General features: G+C 66.8%; 23 protein-coding genes and 1 other RNA gene. 7 read left to right on the plus strand and 17 right to left on the minus strand.

Annotation, left to right across the window (positions count from 1 at the left end):
- Positions 1-4 precede the first annotated feature (4 nt).
- The 11 genes from QSK31_RS24345 to QSK31_RS24395 all read right to left on the minus strand — a co-directional run bounded on the left by QSK31_RS24345 (position 5) and on the right by QSK31_RS24395 (position 6,364).
- A complete protein-coding gene (locus QSK31_RS24345; RefSeq protein WP_285686608.1) occupies positions 5-475 on the minus strand; it encodes a Pycsar system effector family protein in 471 nt (156 codons plus the stop codon).
- Positions 472-906: a hypothetical protein gene (locus QSK31_RS24350; protein ID WP_285686609.1), complete on the minus strand. Its 435-nt coding sequence runs from the start codon at positions 904-906 to the stop codon at positions 472-474. Before QSK31_RS24350 ends, QSK31_RS24345 begins: the two co-directional genes overlap by 4 nt.
- Positions 903-1,085 carry a hypothetical protein gene (locus QSK31_RS24355; protein WP_285686610.1) on the minus strand — a complete coding sequence of 61 codons (183 nt, stop codon included), beginning with the start codon at positions 1,083-1,085 and terminating at the stop codon, positions 903-905. Before QSK31_RS24355 ends, QSK31_RS24350 begins: the two co-directional genes overlap by 4 nt.
- A complete protein-coding gene (locus tag QSK31_RS24360; RefSeq protein WP_285686611.1) occupies positions 1,082-1,636 on the minus strand; it encodes a hypothetical protein in 555 nt (184 codons plus the stop codon). The genes QSK31_RS24355 and QSK31_RS24360 overlap by 4 nt, the downstream gene beginning before the upstream one ends.
- Positions 1,633-1,980 carry an RRQRL motif-containing zinc-binding protein gene (locus QSK31_RS24365; protein WP_285686736.1) on the minus strand — a complete coding sequence of 116 codons (348 nt, stop codon included), beginning with the start codon at positions 1,978-1,980 and terminating at the stop codon, positions 1,633-1,635. Before QSK31_RS24365 ends, QSK31_RS24360 begins: the two co-directional genes overlap by 4 nt.
- A 779-nt stretch (positions 1,981-2,759) precedes the next feature.
- On the minus strand, positions 2,760-3,080 hold the full coding sequence (locus tag QSK31_RS24370) for a hypothetical protein (protein ID WP_285686612.1): 321 nt from the start codon (positions 3,078-3,080) through the stop codon (positions 2,760-2,762).
- 13 nt (positions 3,081-3,093) lie between these two features.
- A complete protein-coding gene (locus QSK31_RS24375; protein WP_285686613.1) occupies positions 3,094-3,648 on the minus strand; it encodes a DUF6197 family protein in 555 nt (184 codons plus the stop codon).
- 123 nt (positions 3,649-3,771) lie between these two features.
- Positions 3,772-3,957, minus strand: coding sequence for a hypothetical protein (locus tag QSK31_RS24380; RefSeq protein WP_285686614.1), 186 nt, complete (start codon positions 3,955-3,957; stop codon positions 3,772-3,774).
- Positions 3,954-4,805, minus strand: a complete 852-nt coding sequence (locus tag QSK31_RS24385) for an FtsK/SpoIIIE domain-containing protein (RefSeq protein ID WP_285686615.1) — start codon at positions 4,803-4,805, stop codon at positions 3,954-3,956. Before QSK31_RS24385 ends, QSK31_RS24380 begins: the two co-directional genes overlap by 4 nt.
- A gap of 114 nt (positions 4,806-4,919) precedes the next feature.
- On the minus strand, positions 4,920-5,843 hold the full coding sequence (locus QSK31_RS24390) for a hypothetical protein (protein WP_285686616.1): 924 nt from the start codon (positions 5,841-5,843) through the stop codon (positions 4,920-4,922).
- Between the two features lie 131 nt (positions 5,844-5,974).
- Positions 5,975-6,364, minus strand: coding sequence for a hypothetical protein (locus QSK31_RS24395; protein ID WP_285686617.1), 390 nt, complete (start codon positions 6,362-6,364; stop codon positions 5,975-5,977).
- Between the two features lie 214 nt (positions 6,365-6,578).
- On the opposite strand from QSK31_RS24395, the gene QSK31_RS24400 reads away from it, so the two are divergent.
- Positions 6,579-7,910 (plus strand): NsdA family TPR-like regulatory protein, encoded by a 1,332-nt coding sequence (locus QSK31_RS24400; protein WP_285686618.1) that lies wholly within the window; start codon positions 6,579-6,581, stop codon positions 7,908-7,910.
- Here QSK31_RS24400 and cutA read toward each other — a convergent pair.
- From cutA to rnpB, 4 genes are all read right to left on the minus strand, one after another.
- On the minus strand, positions 7,888-8,442 hold the full coding sequence (gene cutA / locus QSK31_RS24405; RefSeq protein ID WP_285686619.1) for a divalent cation tolerance protein CutA: 555 nt from the start codon (positions 8,440-8,442) through the stop codon (positions 7,888-7,890). The two genes, QSK31_RS24400 and cutA, sit on opposite strands and share 23 nt — an antisense overlap.
- Positions 8,443-8,908: 466 nt before the next feature.
- A complete protein-coding gene (locus QSK31_RS24410) occupies positions 8,909-9,457 on the minus strand; it encodes a hypothetical protein (protein WP_285686620.1) in 549 nt (182 codons plus the stop codon).
- Positions 9,458-9,526: 69 nt separating this feature from the next.
- Positions 9,527-10,411, minus strand: a complete 885-nt coding sequence (locus QSK31_RS24415; RefSeq protein WP_285686621.1) for a hypothetical protein — start codon at positions 10,409-10,411, stop codon at positions 9,527-9,529.
- Between the two features lie 353 nt (positions 10,412-10,764).
- Positions 10,765-11,176: RNase P RNA component class A (gene rnpB, locus QSK31_RS24420), an RNA gene on the minus strand.
- A gap of 45 nt (positions 11,177-11,221) precedes the next feature.
- Here rnpB and QSK31_RS24425 point away from each other — a divergent pair.
- The 3 genes from QSK31_RS24425 to QSK31_RS24435 are packed head-to-tail and all read left to right on the plus strand — an operon-like array spanning position 11,222 to position 12,928.
- A complete protein-coding gene (locus tag QSK31_RS24425; RefSeq protein ID WP_285686622.1) occupies positions 11,222-11,986 on the plus strand; it encodes a sulfite exporter TauE/SafE family protein in 765 nt (254 codons plus the stop codon).
- Positions 11,986-12,504: a GrpB family protein gene (locus QSK31_RS24430; protein WP_285686623.1), complete on the plus strand. Its 519-nt coding sequence runs from the start codon at positions 11,986-11,988 to the stop codon at positions 12,502-12,504. Before QSK31_RS24425 ends, QSK31_RS24430 begins: the two co-directional genes overlap by 1 nt.
- 46 nt (positions 12,505-12,550) lie before the next feature.
- Complete coding sequence (locus QSK31_RS24435; protein WP_285686624.1) at positions 12,551-12,928, plus strand: VOC family protein; 378 nt, start codon at positions 12,551-12,553, stop codon at positions 12,926-12,928.
- Here QSK31_RS24435 and QSK31_RS24440 read toward each other — a convergent pair.
- Positions 12,907-13,269, minus strand: coding sequence for a hypothetical protein (locus QSK31_RS24440; RefSeq protein ID WP_285686625.1), 363 nt, complete (start codon positions 13,267-13,269; stop codon positions 12,907-12,909). The genes QSK31_RS24435 and QSK31_RS24440 overlap by 22 nt on opposite strands.
- Positions 13,270-13,299: 30 nt before the next feature.
- Between QSK31_RS24440 and QSK31_RS24445 the strand changes: the two genes are divergently transcribed.
- Entirely contained in the window at positions 13,300-13,701 is a 402-nt protein-coding gene (locus tag QSK31_RS24445; protein ID WP_285686626.1) for an ester cyclase, read from the plus strand.
- A gap of 83 nt (positions 13,702-13,784) precedes the next feature.
- Positions 13,785-14,360, plus strand: coding sequence for a histidine phosphatase family protein (locus tag QSK31_RS24450; protein ID WP_285686627.1), 576 nt, complete (start codon positions 13,785-13,787; stop codon positions 14,358-14,360).
- 9 nt (positions 14,361-14,369) lie between these two features.
- Here QSK31_RS24450 and QSK31_RS24455 read toward each other — a convergent pair whose 3' ends face one another.
- Positions 14,370-14,858, minus strand: coding sequence for a P-loop nucleotide/nucleoside kinase family protein (locus tag QSK31_RS24455; protein ID WP_285686628.1), 489 nt, complete (start codon positions 14,856-14,858; stop codon positions 14,370-14,372).
- Between the two features lie 103 nt (positions 14,859-14,961).
- Here QSK31_RS24455 and QSK31_RS24460 point away from each other — a divergent pair, with 103 nt between their 5' ends.
- The gene (locus QSK31_RS24460) at positions 14,962-15,417 is read left to right on the plus strand and encodes a MarR family winged helix-turn-helix transcriptional regulator (protein ID WP_285686629.1); all 456 of its coding nucleotides are present in this window, start codon (positions 14,962-14,964) and stop codon (positions 15,415-15,417) included.
- Positions 15,418-15,440: the final 23 nt, after the last annotated feature.

Below are 15,440 nucleotides of genomic sequence, written 5' to 3' on the forward strand. Positions count from 1 at the left end.
CCGTTCAGATGAGAGCGAATAGGAAAGCGGTCAGCAGGGCGATGACCAGGGCTGCTCGCAGCAGGTCGGTGGCGAGCTGAACCAGCCGGTACTTGTGGCGCACCATGCGCGACAAGGCCATGAGGCGCTGAGCGAGGTAAGCCGCGTTCTCGCGGTCGGTCTGGCTGAAGTCGGCCAGGACTTCGCCGAGGCTGCTGGTGCTGGCCCAGCGCATGAAGCCGTGGTTGCCGCCGAGGGTCGGCCGTACGGCAGTGATGAGCACGGCTACGGCGACGGCGACGAGCGCGACGGTCAGCAGCGCGCCGGCGGTCACGGGTGCGGGGAGCTTGGTCTTGGCCAGCAGGGCGACGCTGACGGAGACGGACGTGAGCGCTCCCGCCAGCAGCATTGATGCCTTGATGTCGACGCGGGCGATCTGGCCGCTGGTCTCGGTGATTGCGTCGGAAATGGTCTTCGGGTCAGGGGTGCGGTTCATGAGATGGCCTCCGGATCCAGAGGGATGAGGGAGATGACCCCGGCGCAGCCGGGGCAGAAGATCGGGCCGAGCCCGAAGACGGTCAGGTCCGCGCTGAGTTCGGACGGGGTGTTGTAGTTGGCGGGGTAGACGGCGAGGCCGTCGCAGCCCTTGCAGACGGGCTGGCACAGCGGGCAGCGCTCGAACAGCTCGCCCATGTAGTCGCAGCGCCCGGCCGGTTTCTGGGTTTCGATGCAGTAGCGGCAGTGGTAGTGCCGCAGGTGGTTGTCGGCCTTCGTGATGGCCTCAGTCCATGTGGCTGATACGCCGTGCGCCTCGGCAAGGCCGAGGTCGGAACAGCGTGGGCAGAACGTGTCCCACGGCCGTTCCGGGCCGAAGAAGCTCTGGGGGTTGTAGGAGACGCGGATGCGTTGTTGGTGAAGGACGCTCATCGGTTGGCCTCCTGGCAGCGGCCGGTGAAGAAGAACAGGGCGACGCCCTCCGGCACGGGAGTGCTCGTGTTGCCGTTGTCGATCGGCCGGCTGTAGCCGAGCCCGGTGTCCGGGCGGCAGACGCGGGTGATGTGCCAGCGGACAGCCGGACGGCGGCGCCGACGCTTGAGATCGGTCATCGGTCGTCACCCGCCGATGCGGGTGTGAGGTCGGCGTAGGCGACCAGTTGCCATGCCGAGATCAGCACAGCGGTGGCCTCCAGGATTGAGACCAAGAGCAGCAGCGCGTGGGACGGGCCGTTCACCCAGTAGCCGATGAGGGCCGCTGCGGCGGGCAGGACGAACACCGTCAGGTCGACGGCGAGCTGGATGCCCTTGCGCTGGCGGCGGCGCCGGTCGTTGCGGTGGGCGGTTTCCCAGCGGAGCACGTCGGTGCCGACCAGGGCGCCGATGCGGATGGCGAGGTCGGTACGCAGGTAGCGGCCGATCGCGCTGACTTTCTGGTCGTTGGTGAGGTAGGTCCAGCCCAGCACGAGGGCGACGGGCGGAAGCAGCAGCAGGGCTGCGGGTCCGGCGAGGCGGGTACCGCCGACGACGGCGGCGATGGCCAGGACCAGGGAGTAGATCATGTTGTCGCGGGCGCGGATACGGTCCCGCTGCTCGTCCTTCAGGGTCTTCAGCTCGTCGCGCAGCACGTCGAGCGTGGCCGAATCGGGGTGGTTGGCGCTCATGAGAGTCCTCCGGGAGTGCAGTCGAGGCACGCGCCGGTACGGCGCGGGATTTGGTAGGGCTTGGGCTGGTGGCAGGCCGGGCAGACGCGCTTGGCGCGGTTGGCCTTGTCGAGGGCGGCGAGCTGCGCCGCGGTGGCGGTGCGCTTCGGCAGTGCCAGGTCAATGCGGTAGAGGAAGGCGACGCGCTTGCCTTGTCGCCAGATCAGTTGCGCCGCAACGGATTGCCCGCCGGGGCGCAGGCTCCGGGCCTGGAGCTGACGCCGTGTGGCGTAGCCGTCCGGGGCGAGCTTGAACGGGTACGTCGGGAGGCCGAACCGCTCGCCGGTGGGGTCGTAGAACACCATCGGGTCCTCCGGGTCGTCGGCCGGCTTCTCGTCGGCCTGGTCGTCGCCGTGGGTGCACGGCTGGCCGAACGTGGGGAACGGGTAGCTGTCGCGGTCGACGTCGTCGGGCAGGAACGCGGCTTCACAGACGCCGCAGACGATCGGGCCTTCGTCGAAAGCCGTTACGGAGAGCCGGATTTTGCGCGGGCAGGCGCATTCGGCGGAGACGCCGTTGTTGTTGTTGGTGCGTTTCTTGGCCTCGCCGAACGTTTCCGGGTGGCGGAAGGCACGTAGCGCCTTGCCGAGGCTGGTGATGGCTGGCGCGTAGGCGCGCTGGGCGTCTTCGGTGAGGGTGCAGGCCGAGTAGCCGAACTTGTCGGTCTTGTCGGTGGCCATGCCGAGCTCGGCGGCGAGGGTGGCGAATTTCTTGTTGTGCCAGCGGCCTTGGCGGCTGGTGTCTTCGATGCCGCGTGCGTCGGCGAGTCCGTGGGTGGCCTCGTGGGTCAGGGTGGTGAACACCTCGACCGGGGTGCGGGACAGGCCCTCACCCGAGACCAGGACCTCAGGAAGGCGTTGCTCTCCTGACTGCCAGCGCAGGGACGCGAAGTGGCCCCACTTCATGTTCGCGTTGGGTTTGGTGGGTGACCCGGAGCCGACGACGAGCACGACGGCCGGGACCTCGGGGTGACGGGCGCGGATCGCGTCCCACGCCGCTTCGAGAGCGGCGACAAGTCCGGCGCTGGTGAACACCGGTTCTTGACACGTACGTGTCAGGTTGGGGATCTCTGCAAGGGTGGTCATCAGAAGTCCTTCCGCCAGGTCAGAGCGGTGGAAAGGTGCTTGGGGGCGCAGAGCAGGTCGTCGGTCTGGTTGGTGGTGAGCCGCGAGAGGTTGCCGTGGGTATCGGCCTCGAAGCGGCGTCGGCGCAGCAGCGGCCGCACGACGGCCGCGGTCGGGCACAGCGGTGCCTCGGCGCTGTAGAAATGGCCGCAGGTACGGCACCGTTCGGGAACCGGCAGGGCCGGCGGGGTGTGCTCGGTCCAGAGCCGGACCAGGAGTGCGACCGAGGGAAAGCCGGCCTCGCGGAGCCGGTTGTCGAGCCGCACGGCGTCAGTGGTCATCGCGGGCCGCCCGTCAGTCGCGGGGTCCGCAGGAGTGCTCGCACTGCGAGCTGTGGCAGCCGCACGAGAGGTATCCGCCCGCGTCGACCATCAGGTCGTAGCTCGGGCCGTGGGTGAGGTCGTAGTCGTCGGCGGCGTCGTTGAACGCCGCGATGACCTCGGCAGCGGTGCGGGTGTCGTCGTCGTTCCAGGCGAAGACGACCTCGGTGGTGTCGTTGGCGCACAGGCAGTACTCGCCCTCAGGGCACCAGGGGTCGCACGGCGGCCGGTAGCCGAGCCCGATCAGGTGAGCGTTGAGGAACGCGCGGGCGATGTTGTAGGACCGGAAGCCGGGCACGTCGGTCGCGTTCATCGGCGTCGGGTGACAGAAGCCGAACGCGGCCAGGCCGATAGCGCCGTCGGCGCAGGCGGGCGGGAAGGCGTCACCAGGGGTGCCGCCGTAGTAGACGTTCTGGACCCAGCCTCGAATCGCGAGGTAGCGGGCGGCGCCACGCAAGATCACCGCGGGAGTGATGGTCTCGTCGGCGGTGTCGGCAGTGCCGACGGCCGGGATGTGGGTACGGTGCATGGATGCCACGTCCTTTCGGGGGCGTTGGTGTGGCCGACGGGCCGGGCTGCTTTCCAGGGCTTGGTCCCGGTTCGTCGGTTCCTCTATGCGGTTGTGCAGGTGGTGCCGGAGAGGTCCAGCGGCTCAGGCCGCGTTGCGGCTCCAGGCCATGCGAGCCGGGATCGCCGGGCAGCGGCGGCAGGTGTTGCCGTTACGGGTGAAGTGGCGAGGCTTGCGCCAGGTCCGGCAGGTGGCGCAGCGGATAGCCACGACGCGGCTCTCGCGGATGCGGAGCCGGGGAACACGCGGAATGCGGGTGGTGGTTTTCATGCGACAGCCCTCAGGTTCGGTGGGATGTCACGGGCTGTCCGCCGTTTGGCGGCGGCGTAGTCCGCGACGCGAAGGAGATTGGCGTTGGTGAGGAACGCGCCCTTGACGCGCGTCGGAATGCCGTCTTCGGCCAGCAGCAGGCCCTCACCCCGGTTCTTGGGGTCGATCTTCGCGGCGGAATAGTTCCGTCCGGCCCAGCCGTGACCGAGCACGACGTCCGACGACGAGTCATCGACGCAGCGGCCGGCGAAACGCCAGCCGAACAGGAACCGAAGCGACGTCGGGATGATGTCCGAGCTCGGACGCTGGGTGGCAGAGACGTCGATGACGCCGACCGCGCGGCCTCGCGCGGCCACATCACGGTTGAGCGCGGAGAAGTAGTCCTGCTCGATTTTCGTGCCGACGGTGGCGGCATAGTAGGCCAGCTCGTCGATCGCCAGCAGCAGCGGGCGCATGCCGTCGCTGCGTTCGATTTTCTGGCGTCGCTGGTCCAGCAGGTACGAGTTACGGGAGTCGAGAACGCCTTGCACGCGTTCGAGCGTGTGAATGGCGTGGTCGAGGTCGGGGCCGACGAATTCGGCTGCACTGTCCTTCCACAGGCCCAGGTCGACTTGCTTACCGTCGATCAGGACCAGGTCGCAGTCGTCGCACAAGGCGGCGGTGCCGACGATGTTGTGCAGCAGCATGCTTTTCCCGGCGCCGGGCTCACCGGCGATCAGAATGTTGTGGTACATCAGCGGCAGGTGGACCGGGAGGCCGTATTCGTCGATGCCAATCAGGATGGGGTCGTAGATGGACATGCCCGTGCCGACCGGAACGCTCGGCGGGGCATCGAACGGAGCGTTCATGAGCGCAGTTCCGATTCGGTTGGGGATGTGCCCGGCGAGACACGTGAAGGTCGTGGTGACGCGGTGGCGCGCCGGGTCACACGGGAAGGGTTGTTGACACGTACGTGTCAGCGGTTAGACGTAGTCACTCGGGTCGATCTCCGAGGACGGTTCCGGGTTTCGCGGCATGCGAGCCCGGGTGTTGGTGTTGGTCGCCCGCTTGGTGCGCGGGCCGGGCACGTCGGCGAAGTTGAGGCCGACGGGCGGGGTGGCCGGGGACGCCAGGGCGGTGGCCGGCATGTCGTCCGGAACGTGGTCCGGAAGCGGGGAGAGCACGTCAGCCGTGAGCGTCTCGCGGCGGACGATGTCGACGCGGATCAGCGCCGCGTACTTACGTGAGGCGGCCGTGACGCGGGACTCGTTCGCCCAGCAGGCGACAGCGAGCTTCTGCGTCTGGCCCTCTTGTTCCAGGTCGGACAGCGACAGACCCGGCCGCAGCCAGATCCACACCCGTTCACCGGCCGGTGTCGGCTTGGCGAACAGGATGAACGGCAGAGTGCGCTGCCGGTTGTGTGCGATGAACGCCGCGAAACACATCCGCAGCCGGTGCCGGACAGTCAGGCACCAGAACGCCGACAGCACCGCACGACGGGCAGGCCCGATCGCGGACGGAGCGCCGATGATCACGGCGAGGATGAGCAGCGACAGCCACACCGGCGTGGCGAACATCAGCCACGTCCAGCCGTAGACCAGGAAGCAGCCGAGCAGGATCTCCGGCAGCCAGTGCCAGATGATCCGCAGGACCGGCCAGATGATGATCAGCACGGCCAGGATGCCGCCGAGCAGAACACCGGCCAGCAGGCCGAGCAAGCCACCCAGGATCGGGTGCACGTAAGACGAGAAGACCGTGCCCGCCAGCAGGGCAGTCACGATCGCGGCGACGAAGAAGGCAATCTTCGCCTTCCGGCGCTGGGTACGCTCGATCTCGGGCTCGATGACCGTGACGGTCCGCCCGTTGTTGGAGCCGCCAAACCAGTGACGGCGGTTAGACTTGGACACGACAGGTTCCTCCCTCTCCGGAGGGTTGGGAGTTGTTGAGGGACAGGCGCGGGGCCGCACAGGACGCCAATCTCATGGCGGCCCCGCATCTGCGGGTCAGTGGCTGCTAGGAGCCAGGATCGGTTAGAGGATCAGGCGGCCTTCACGGTCGCCGTGGACACCACCTCAAGGCCGCTGGCCTTGAACGCGACACCATTGCGCGTCTTGCCGTTCTGCTCCGAGACCCACGGCAGGGCCTCCAGGTCGAGCGGCACCACCCGGTCGCCGTCCTCGGCGGCCGGCTTCTCGGCCGAGACGACCGTGACGTTGAGCTGACCGCTCCACTTCCGACCGGCCGCACGGCCACGCCCGAACATCGGCGCGACCCACATCGGCAGGCCCGTGTCACGCGAGTCGAGCTTCTGCGTGCCGGTCTTCTCGTCGATCTTCGGCATGATCTCGTCCGCCATCTCGAAGATGACGCTGGAGGTGTCCAGCATCAGCCGCGGCTGCGTGCTGATACGAGGCTGGTTCTGAGGCATGACTGGCTCCTTTGAGAGTACGGCCCGCCCACCGTGGGCGATTGCCGCTCGACTCAGTATGCTGACTGAGTCAGTCAGCGTCAACCGTGATCGCTAACTAGTTCCACTATGGAGCCGCCCGGCTTGCCTTTCATGCCCACGGCAGGGGTACCCATCATGGGTAGTCTGGAGAGGGCATCATCGATGTGTCAGGCCACCTAGGGAAGGGGAACGGATGCACCTCGCGCCATCAGTCGCAGCCTTGCCGCCAGAGCTCCTACAGCGGCCGGACATGCGCGAGGCTATCGCTCATCACGACTTCGGCAGAGTCTTCTTCCTCGCCCGAAAGTGGGGAGGAGTCAGCTTCTCCCGTATCGCCGAGGCATGTTCCATAAAAGCTGAACGTGTCGGCTCACTGGCTAGGGGAAACGGGAGTATTACCACCTACGAAAAAATCGTCGTAATTGCGGACGGCCTTCGAATCCCCGGCGATATGCTGGGCCTAGCACGACGCCCATGGGAGTCGACAAGGCGACAAGTTACACGCATACCCCATGACACAGGCGAAGGTGATGAAGTGCAACGCAGGGACTTCCTACGTACGTCGTTCGCAACTGCCACCGCGGCCGTCGGCCTGGGCGATGGAATCGCCGAGGAAGGTCAAAGACGGTACGGAAGCGATCTCCCCGACCGGCTAAGGCGCCGTACCGCCCGCCTTCGGAAGCTTGACGACGTCCTCGGCGGCGGCGACACCTTCCGTATCTATGCCGCCGAATTCGAGAGTACAAAGCGTTTAGTGCAGGAGGCGACAGGCCATCCCAGCCTGAAGGCAGACTTACTCTCCATCCTGGCCGAGCAAGCTCAGCAGGCAGGTTGGGCCGCCTTCGACATGGGAGACCATCGAAAAGCACACAAGATGTATGCCGAGAGCAAAAGCATTGCTGCGGAAGCAGAGAATGGCACGCTTGTGGGAAACGCATTCGCCTTCCTAGCTTATATGCAGCTAATCCGCGATCCGCATGCCGCTACTGTTACTGCAGAGCAGTCTTGTCGCGTCATTGGCCCAGACGCAGCCACCAGCTCCCGGGCATTGCTCCATGAGCGCCGAGCTTGGGCACACGCTGTAGCGGGGGACGCATACGCAGCCGATGCTGCGCTAGCTGCTGCCCGCGCGGCCCTCGAGGCTGACGACGGAAGCCCTCAACCGGACTGGTCCAGGTGGGTGGACGCGCAAGAGCTCGAAATCATGACCGGACGTTGCTGGACGGAGCTACGCCGGCCACTTCGTGCCGTACCGGTCTTGGAGCAGGTACTGCGAACGTTTGATGATGCGTACGCCCGCGACAAGGCCCTCTACTCTTGTTGGCTCGCCGAGTCATACCTGTTGGCAGGTGAGGTCGAGGCTGCAACGGAGACTGCGAAAAGCGTTCTTGCACTGTCGGAGGGCGTAGCATCTGTCCGCCCGCGTCAGAGGATCACACCCGTTCTAACAGAGCTGAGTAAACACGTGCGAACCGGCGAAGTGCAAGAACTCATCGCACAGGCTAAGGGTTTTCCGATTCGCTAGCCGCACCAACGGTCTTGCGGATCCAGCCGAGATAATCCGAGGATCCGGCGACGATGGGCACAGCCGAAATTTCGGGGTTGTCCCATGGATGATTATCGAGCAGGTACTGTTCCAGCTCTGCGTACCTGCTAGCGTGCGTCTTAAACGTCACGTGCCACTCTTCGCCGGTGCCAAACTTTCCAAGATGCCAAAAGGCCGAGATGACCGGGCCAGCGATCTGTGCACCGGCTGAGAGCTTGTTCTCAACCGTTGCCCGCACTAGCTTCTCAGCCTCTGCGCGACTCTCGACTGCCGTGGCGACTTGCAGGAACTCCGAGGTGCGAAGTGGGTCAATCTTTCTCGGCGATCTACCTTCGTTCCACGCAACGATAGTCCGAGGCGCCCATAGATGAGTGCGGCCGACAGTCTTCTCAGGCGGCGGCATTTGCCCACGGTTGCGGTAGGAACTGACGGTGCCGATCTGGACGCCGAGGTAGTCGGCGACGTCCGAAGTGGTCCACCATTCAGCGTCCACGTCTGTTCTGTCTGCCACGAAACAAGTATGCCGCACACGGGGTAGCGCAGCCATGGAGCTTGCTTGTGAGAAGTTTCTATACGGGTTCAAGGCGGCCCGCTTCGCGGGCCGCTCGCGCCGCCCAGCAGGGCCGGGCCTGCGGCCCGCCGCTCGGGATCCACGCCCATGCCTTCGGCGGGCATGGACCCGGCGGTTCCAGCCCTGCGGCAGGCGCGACACATAGAGAAACCCCGGACCGCCGAGTTAGCTCGCAGTTCCGGGGCTTCCTTGTCTTGCGCGGGGGGCCTGACGCCGCCGGCGGGGCCTCTGACCTCTGGGATGGGTTGTGCCATCCCGTCACCCTTCGTCCAGGCGAAGCCGAGCGGACAGGGCCTGCCCGGGCAAGGTCGGTCAGACGTAGGGTGCTCCACCTTGCCCGGGCAGGCCCTGTCCGCACCACAGTGTGTGGACGAAGGCTGACGGGATGGCAAGGCGAGCTAGACCACTATTTGGCCCGGGCTTCGTCGTCTTGTCGAGGAGAGGCGGCCGAACCATCGTCTGGTACATCGAGAGCGTCCATCTTTAGCCCCACGAATTGGACAAGGGTAGCCAGTCCGGGAATCAAGCTGACGATGGTCCACATGGTCAGAATCGCCACGGGGGTCGATACGATTGCGATCAACAACTTGGGGGATGACGGACTGAGTGCTGAAAGCACGATCAAGCCGACCATTGCGAGTACGCCAATAACGGCCGTGAAGAGAAAAGGCGCCAGGTAGTAGACCGGCTCCGAACCGATAACGCGTAGCTTGCGAAGGAAGCTCTGGTCCATGAACGCGGCTTGAAATGAGATTCCCGCGATCACTGCTCCGACAACTACGCCGACAATTTGAACTGCACCGGCCACTGAGCGCAGAAGTGCTTCAGGATTCACGAACGAGAGCGTCAGAGCGACGGCGCCGAATAGAACGCCAACTCCAAGATCAACCCGGGCCATCTCACTGATCTTGAAGTCGAGCGCCGTCCAGAGATGTTTGTTGATCTTGCTGCCCATGACTACCCACACCCTTCCCGCATTAGAACAAGTGTACGGCTCGGGTATGACAGTTCCCGGTCGCGCCCACTATGCCGCAGGTCGAGGTGGTCGGGTGTCCGCGTACACGACTAGGGCACGCAACACTAGATCCATCCCTCGTTCGAGGTCGTTGCCGTAGTCGTCAATGTGAGTTTCGTCCGACTTAGTGTTGCTGTCGAACTTGGCCACCACGCCCCGGGCCTCCTGTGCCTTCATCTGAACTCGAGTGTCGCCGGTCTCAACGCCGTCCAGCTTCTCCCGGAAGGCCTCGGATGTCACATCTAGGCTCTGAGAGGGGTAGGCGGCGAACTCCTCGGTAGCGCGTCGCGCCCCCATGGCCCGCATCTTCTGGCGGACTTCGTCCAGGTCCCGACCTGGATTCGAGAAGCGCACCGTCCGACGAAAGAATTTCACGAAACGATGCCGCTCGATCCAATCCTCCACGGCATGCTGCGAGATCACCGGGTCGCACTCCCAGTCCGATGCCAGAAGGCCCCGCTCGGCTGCCGCGACCGAAAGCGCCTGACCGAACGCGGGGCGGAAGCTGGCCGGCTGCACACGCAGAGAGGTGGCGAAGGCGACCCACCTATTCTTATCCCTAAGATCAACAGCGAACGGCACAACGGTGTCCTCTGAAGCCGCATCCGAGTCTTCGGTCTCACCCTTGATCCAAGACCAACTCGACTCCTCGAAGTGTCGCTTCTGCTCCAGCACTGAGTAGCCGAAGATTCCGACCATGAAGTCGTCGCCCATCACCGTACGCATGTCGGCGGCATACCATGCTCTTGCCGGCCGTTCAGAAGTGGCCGGCGCGTGGAACCTGGTGAGCCTGCTGTCCGCCAAGACCTGCATGTCTTGCGAGAACGGTCGTGCATCGAGCGTTTGACCACGTCGATTGATCCGAGCGAAAACGACGCGGCGTTGCTTCGTCACGTACACCACCAAAGACGGGTTGCGGATGGGTTCGGATCAGGACTATATGGAACCCTCGCCTCACTGTCGATTCCGGAGAGCGGTCGTGTCGCGGCTTTGTGTGAGCAGTGATCATCTTTGGGTACGCCGTGCCCTCAACGGAAATCCGATTGCCGTCACCTACCCGCGCCGGACCCCACGGTTGCGTGATGGCACCGACGGAGCGCATCCCGCCACCAAGATTAGGGCGTGTCCAGGGCGTCAGGGCGCCGCTAGGGCGTCCAAGGGCGGCCACCAACAACCAGCGTTGGCCATCAACGCTTAGTTATAGCCGCTGGTCAGAACCTCCCCGGAGGGCGCGACCTTGAGGGCGACGGACGAGTCGGCCTGTACGCCGGATTCTGTGCCCGGTGCCGAAGCACCGGCGGCGGCCATCCATCTCGGCCTGCCGTTGCCGGCAGGCTCTTGCGACCTACCCGCAGGCTCGGGCGAGCAGCCCTCAAATGCCTGCGCCGGCGCCTCACGACCCGGGGGCCGCGAGCCGCCTTGCTTGGTCTTGCTCCGGGTGGGGTTTACCGAGCCATCCCGGTCACCCGGGATGCTGGTGAGCTCTTACCTCACCGTTTCACCCTTACCGGCAGTCCGAAGACCGCCGGCGGTCTGCTTTCTGTGGCACTTTCCCGCGGGTCACCCCGGGTTGCCGTTAACAACCACCCTGCTCTGCGGAGTCCGGACGTTCCTCGGCGACACCCCGGGGGATGCCGACGCGACCGCCCGGCCGACTCGTCCGTCGCGCCGTCATCCTACGCGGCCCGTACATTCAACGTACCTATGGACCTCGGACACACACTCCTGCTCATCCTGGCCGGCCTCGTCGCCGGCGGGATCAACGCGCTGGCCGGCGGCGGGTCGCTGATCACGTTCCCCAGCCTGATCGCGACCGGCCTGCCCTCGGTCGAGGCGAACGTCACCAATTCCGTCTCCGTCTTCCCCGGCTACGTGTCGAGCGTGCTGGGCAGCCGGGCCGACCTGGCGGGTCAGAAGCGGCGCATCCCGGCGATCCTGCCCGTCTGTGTGGCCGGTTCGGCGGGCGGTTGCGCGTTGCTGCTGCTCACCCCGGCCCGGGCGTTCGAGTTGATCGTGCCGTTCCTGGTGCTGGGGGCGGCCGCGACGTTGTTCTTCCAGGAGCGGCTGCGTGGCCTGGTCGGTCATCCGCGCGCGCTCAGCCCGCGCCGCCGGGCGATCACCTTGCAGGTGGTCGTCTTCGTCGGCGCCGTCTACGGCGGCTATTTCGGCGCGGCGCTGGGTGTGATGTATGTTGCCGCGCTCGCTTTGGTGCTGGACGAGACGCTGAACCGCATCAACGCGCTCAAGAATGTGCTGTCCGCCACCGTCGGCGCCGTCACGGTGGTGGTCTTCGCGATCTTCGGCCCGGTCGTCTGGGCTGCGGCGCTCACGCTGGCGCCGGCCACGATCGTCGGTGGGTACGCGGGTGCGCGTCTGGCCCGCCGCTTGCCCGCGCGGGTCTTGAAGGCGCTGATCGTCACGTTCGGCACAACGATCGGCCTGGTCCTCCTGGTGCGAGCGCTCACCTGATGGCGACCAGACAAGATCCGATCAGAGTCGTCGGGTACGACCGGAGCTGGCCGATGTCCTTCGAGCACCAGCGCATCCGGGTGGAGCGGGCTCTGCACCCGTGGCTGGCGGTTCCGGTCGAGCACATCGGCAGCACCGCGGTCCCCGGCCTGCCGGCGAAGCCGATCGTCGACATGCTGGCCCTGGTCCCCGATCAGGATGCCGCGTCCGGCGTGATCGCGGCGCTGTCCGCCATCGGCTGGCAGCACGCCCCCGAGCCGTCGGACTCCGAGCGCCGCCGCCGTTCCTTCTGCTACCCGTCCGTTGCCTGGCGCACCCACCACCTGCACGTCTGGGAGACCGGGTCCGGTTGGCGCCCGCTGCTCGCCTTCCGCGACCACCTCCGCACCCATCCGGCTGACGCGGCCCGTTACGCGGCTCTCAAGTCCGCCCTGGCCGCCGCCCACCCGGACGACCGCCCCGCGTACCGCACCGGAAAGACCGCGCTGATCGAGGAGATCCTCCGCGGCGCGGGCTGATCACGGCGCCCTGCGGGGCGACGCGAGTGTTGTTATTTTCGGCGGCATGCATCGGAGCCGGTTGTCCACGCTGTTGATCGACGTGCCCGCGGGTGAGGCCGCCGCGGCGGGCGTTTTCTGGGGTGCGGCCCTGGGTGTTCCGGCCACGCCGGTGGAGGGCGAGGAGCAGTACACCTCGTTGCCGGGGGCGGCGCCGCCGCTGCACCTGGCCGTGCAGGCGCTCGAGGACGGCGAGGCCCGCTACCACCTGGACATCGAGACGGATGACGTGGCCGCGGAGACCGCCCGGCTGCTGGGGCTCGGCGCGGTCGAGGTCGGCAGCTGGCTGGAGTGCCGGACGTTACGCGTACCCGGCGGGCTTTTGATCTGTGTCATTCCGGTGCACAGCGAGGACTTCGAGCGTCACGCGCGCGTCTGGGAGTGAGTCCACACGGAGATGTGTGCGGGGCTGGCCGGCGTGAACGGGGTCCGGTGCCAGTCGGCCCAGCGTTCGCGGAGGGTCAGGCCCGCCGCTTCGGCCATCGCGTCCAGCTCGGACGGCCACACGTAGCGGTGCGGGGACGAGAACGTGTGGACCTCGCCGTCGAGCTGCCAGCGGTGGTGCGAGGTGGCGATCCGGGCCGGCTCGTCGTACTCCTCGAAGCCCTCGTGGATCGGCGTTGACGTGATGACGCGGCGGGCGGCGGGTGCGGGCACGTAGTTCTCGACCAGGAAGCTGCCGCCCGGGCGCAGGTGCGCGGCGGCGTCGAAGCGTGTCTCTGGCATGGAACGACGGTAATCCGGCATGGTGGGGCAATGCAGCCGAAGGAGATCGCCCGGGAGTGGTTCGACATGTGCGCGCGCGGCGACCGTGACCGCTTCCGCGACCTGGCCACCGACGACTACGTGCTGCACGGGCCCGGCGGTACGGGGACGCGCGACGACTTCGTCGACTGGCTGCAGTGGTACTCGACGTCCTTCGCCGAGCAGCAGCCCGTCATGGAGGACGTCATCGAGTCCGGGGACCGGGTGGTGATCCGGTACAGCGTGCGGTCCATCTACCGCGGCGGCTACCTCGACCTGCCGGCCGCCGACCAGAAGGTGCACGAGACCGGCATCATCATCTTCCGCTTCGCCGGCGGGAAGGTCGCCGAGTCCTGGTTCGAGAGCAACGACCTCGAGGTCGCTCAGCAGCTCGGCGGGCAGATGCGAGCCTGAGCCCGGCCGTCCGTCCACACCCGAGGACTACCGGAGGCACGACCCCTGTTTGTCACGGGACGTGACTTCGACATACTGACGCAGTGATCGGCAACTGGGATCGGGTTCTGCTGGCGCGGCACGGGCAGACAGAGTGGAACGTGGTCGGCCGACGGCAAGGTCAGCAGGATTCGCCGCTGACCGCGCTCGGCATCGAGCAGGCCCGCCGGCACGCGGTCGCGGCGGCCGGCGCCGACCGGGTCTTCACCAGCCCGCAGGGCCGCGCGACGGCCACCGCCCGGCTGATCGCCGAGGCGCTCGATGTGAGCGTCGTGGTCGTCGACGAACTCGCCGAGATCCACCATGGAGAGTTCGCCGGCCTGACCGACCTGGAGATCGAGGCGCGTTTCCCGGCCGAGTGGTGGGACCGCACCGAGGACAAGTACGAGTGGCGCTTTCCGGGCGGCGAGAGCTACGCCGACGCCGATCCGCGGGCGTTGCGCGCTCTGGAGAAGGTGGCGGCCGACCGGTCGCGCCGGCCGCTGATCGTCACCCACGAGATGCTCAGCCGGCTGCTGCTCCGCCATCTGCTGGGCCTGACCCCGCAGGACGCGCTGGCCCGCCGTCACCCGCACGACGTGGTGTTCGCGGTCGGGCCGGACGGGCTGGCGTCGATCTGACCTGAGCCGTCAACCTGACGCCCGGAGCCCGGTGATCAGGGCGTCGAGGTCGACTGGCGTCTCGGTGTCGACTTCGATCGTCTGTCCCACCCCGAGGGGCGTCGCCTCGGCGGCCCAGCGGTCCCACGAGTCGGCGAGCCGCTGCGCGTCCTCGTAGAGGGGCGGGCGCTGCCGGCGCACGAAACGCTCGCGAGCGACCTCCGGGCGTACCCGGCACCAGATCTCCAGAACCGAGCCCGCACCGGACTGCCGCAGCCCGGCCGAGGCGAAGTCGAGGTCGCGGGGCCGGAACCACCACGACTCCAGCATCACCTCGCCGGGCGTGGCCGCCGCGAGGTCCCACAGCATCTCAGCGGCGGCGCGGCCGGGGATGCCGAGCGACTCCTTCAGCGCGTCCTTGCTGAACAGCGGCATGCCGAGCAGGGGCGCCAGTTGCCGGGAGAGGGTCGTCTTGCCGGCGCCGGGGAGCCCGTTAACCAGAAGTACCCGATTCGCCATCACCGGATGATCCCACGCTCAAACGGACGATCTTGGCGGTGTGTCGGAGCGGAACCGCGGGATTGGTTTGATCCCGGTCTCACTGCTGTAGTAGGAAGCTTTCGTGGCTGACGACGTATTGGGCACCATCGAAACCCAGGTCGCGATGTTGATGCGGCTCGGTGAGGCGACCCGCCGCGCCACCGATCTGAAGCCGCACCGCGCGCTGGACCGATCCGCGTACGTGATTCTCCGGCACCTGGAGGCCGCGGGACCGCTCAATGTCTCGGCGCTGGCCGACCGCCTCAACCTGGACGGCTCGACGGTGACCCGGCAGGTCACCTCGTTGGAGAACGACGCCCTGGTGGAGCGACGCCGGGATCCGAACGACGGCCGCGGCACGGTGATCGCCGCGACCGAGCGTGGCCTGGAGCAGATGGAGGCGGTCCGGGTCGCGCGGCGCGGCGTCTACGACCGGGTGCTGCAGGAGTGGAACGCGGACGAACGTGCCGCGCTGGCCGGCGCCTTGGAGCGCTTCAACGCCTCGGTGGAGGCGTACATGCGGGCGCCGCGCCCCTGAGGCGAGGGACGCGGCGCCCATTA

It is taken from the genome of Actinoplanes sp. NBRC 103695 (genome assembly GCF_030269485.1).
In the GTDB taxonomy this organism is placed as follows: Bacteria; Actinomycetota; Actinomycetes; order Mycobacteriales; family Micromonosporaceae; genus Actinoplanes.

Bases quoted from the DNA above. Each gene is read 5' to 3' on its own strand.
- QSK31_RS24430 (WP_285686623.1), top strand. From the start codon at position 11,986: ATGGCGACCAGACAAGATCCGATCAGAGTCGTCGGGTACGACCGGAGC.
- QSK31_RS24365 (WP_285686736.1), bottom strand. From the start codon at position 1,980: ATGGTGTTCTACGACCCCACCGGCGAGCGGTTCGGCCTCCCGACGTAC.
- QSK31_RS24380 (WP_285686614.1), bottom strand. From the start codon at position 3,957: ATGAAAACCACCACCCGCATTCCGCGTGTTCCCCGGCTCCGCATCCGC.
- QSK31_RS24445 (WP_285686626.1), top strand. From the start codon at position 13,300: ATGCAGCCGAAGGAGATCGCCCGGGAGTGGTTCGACATGTGCGCGCGC.
- QSK31_RS24360 (WP_285686611.1), bottom strand. From the start codon at position 1,636: ATGAGCGCCAACCACCCCGATTCGGCCACGCTCGACGTGCTGCGCGAC.
- QSK31_RS24345 (WP_285686608.1), bottom strand. From the start codon at position 475: ATGAACCGCACCCCTGACCCGAAGACCATTTCCGACGCAATCACCGAG.
- QSK31_RS24400 (WP_285686618.1), top strand. From the start codon at position 6,579: ATGCACCTCGCGCCATCAGTCGCAGCCTTGCCGCCAGAGCTCCTACAG.
- QSK31_RS24350 (WP_285686609.1), bottom strand. From the start codon at position 906: ATGAGCGTCCTTCACCAACAACGCATCCGCGTCTCCTACAACCCCCAG.
- QSK31_RS24455 (WP_285686628.1), bottom strand. From the start codon at position 14,858: ATGGCGAATCGGGTACTTCTGGTTAACGGGCTCCCCGGCGCCGGCAAG.
- QSK31_RS24435 (WP_285686624.1), top strand. From the start codon at position 12,551: ATGCATCGGAGCCGGTTGTCCACGCTGTTGATCGACGTGCCCGCGGGT.
- QSK31_RS24410 (WP_285686620.1), bottom strand. From the start codon at position 9,457: ATGGGCAGCAAGATCAACAAACATCTCTGGACGGCGCTCGACTTCAAG.
- QSK31_RS24385 (WP_285686615.1), bottom strand. From the start codon at position 4,805: ATGAACGCTCCGTTCGATGCCCCGCCGAGCGTTCCGGTCGGCACGGGC.
- QSK31_RS24355 (WP_285686610.1), bottom strand. From the start codon at position 1,085: ATGACCGATCTCAAGCGTCGGCGCCGCCGTCCGGCTGTCCGCTGGCAC.
- QSK31_RS24370 (WP_285686612.1), bottom strand. From the start codon at position 3,080: ATGACCACTGACGCCGTGCGGCTCGACAACCGGCTCCGCGAGGCCGGC.
- QSK31_RS24375 (WP_285686613.1), bottom strand. From the start codon at position 3,648: ATGCACCGTACCCACATCCCGGCCGTCGGCACTGCCGACACCGCCGAC.
- QSK31_RS24395 (WP_285686617.1), bottom strand. From the start codon at position 6,364: ATGCCTCAGAACCAGCCTCGTATCAGCACGCAGCCGCGGCTGATGCTG.
- QSK31_RS24440 (WP_285686625.1), bottom strand. From the start codon at position 13,269: ATGCCAGAGACACGCTTCGACGCCGCCGCGCACCTGCGCCCGGGCGGC.
- QSK31_RS24425 (WP_285686622.1), top strand. From the start codon at position 11,222: ATGGACCTCGGACACACACTCCTGCTCATCCTGGCCGGCCTCGTCGCC.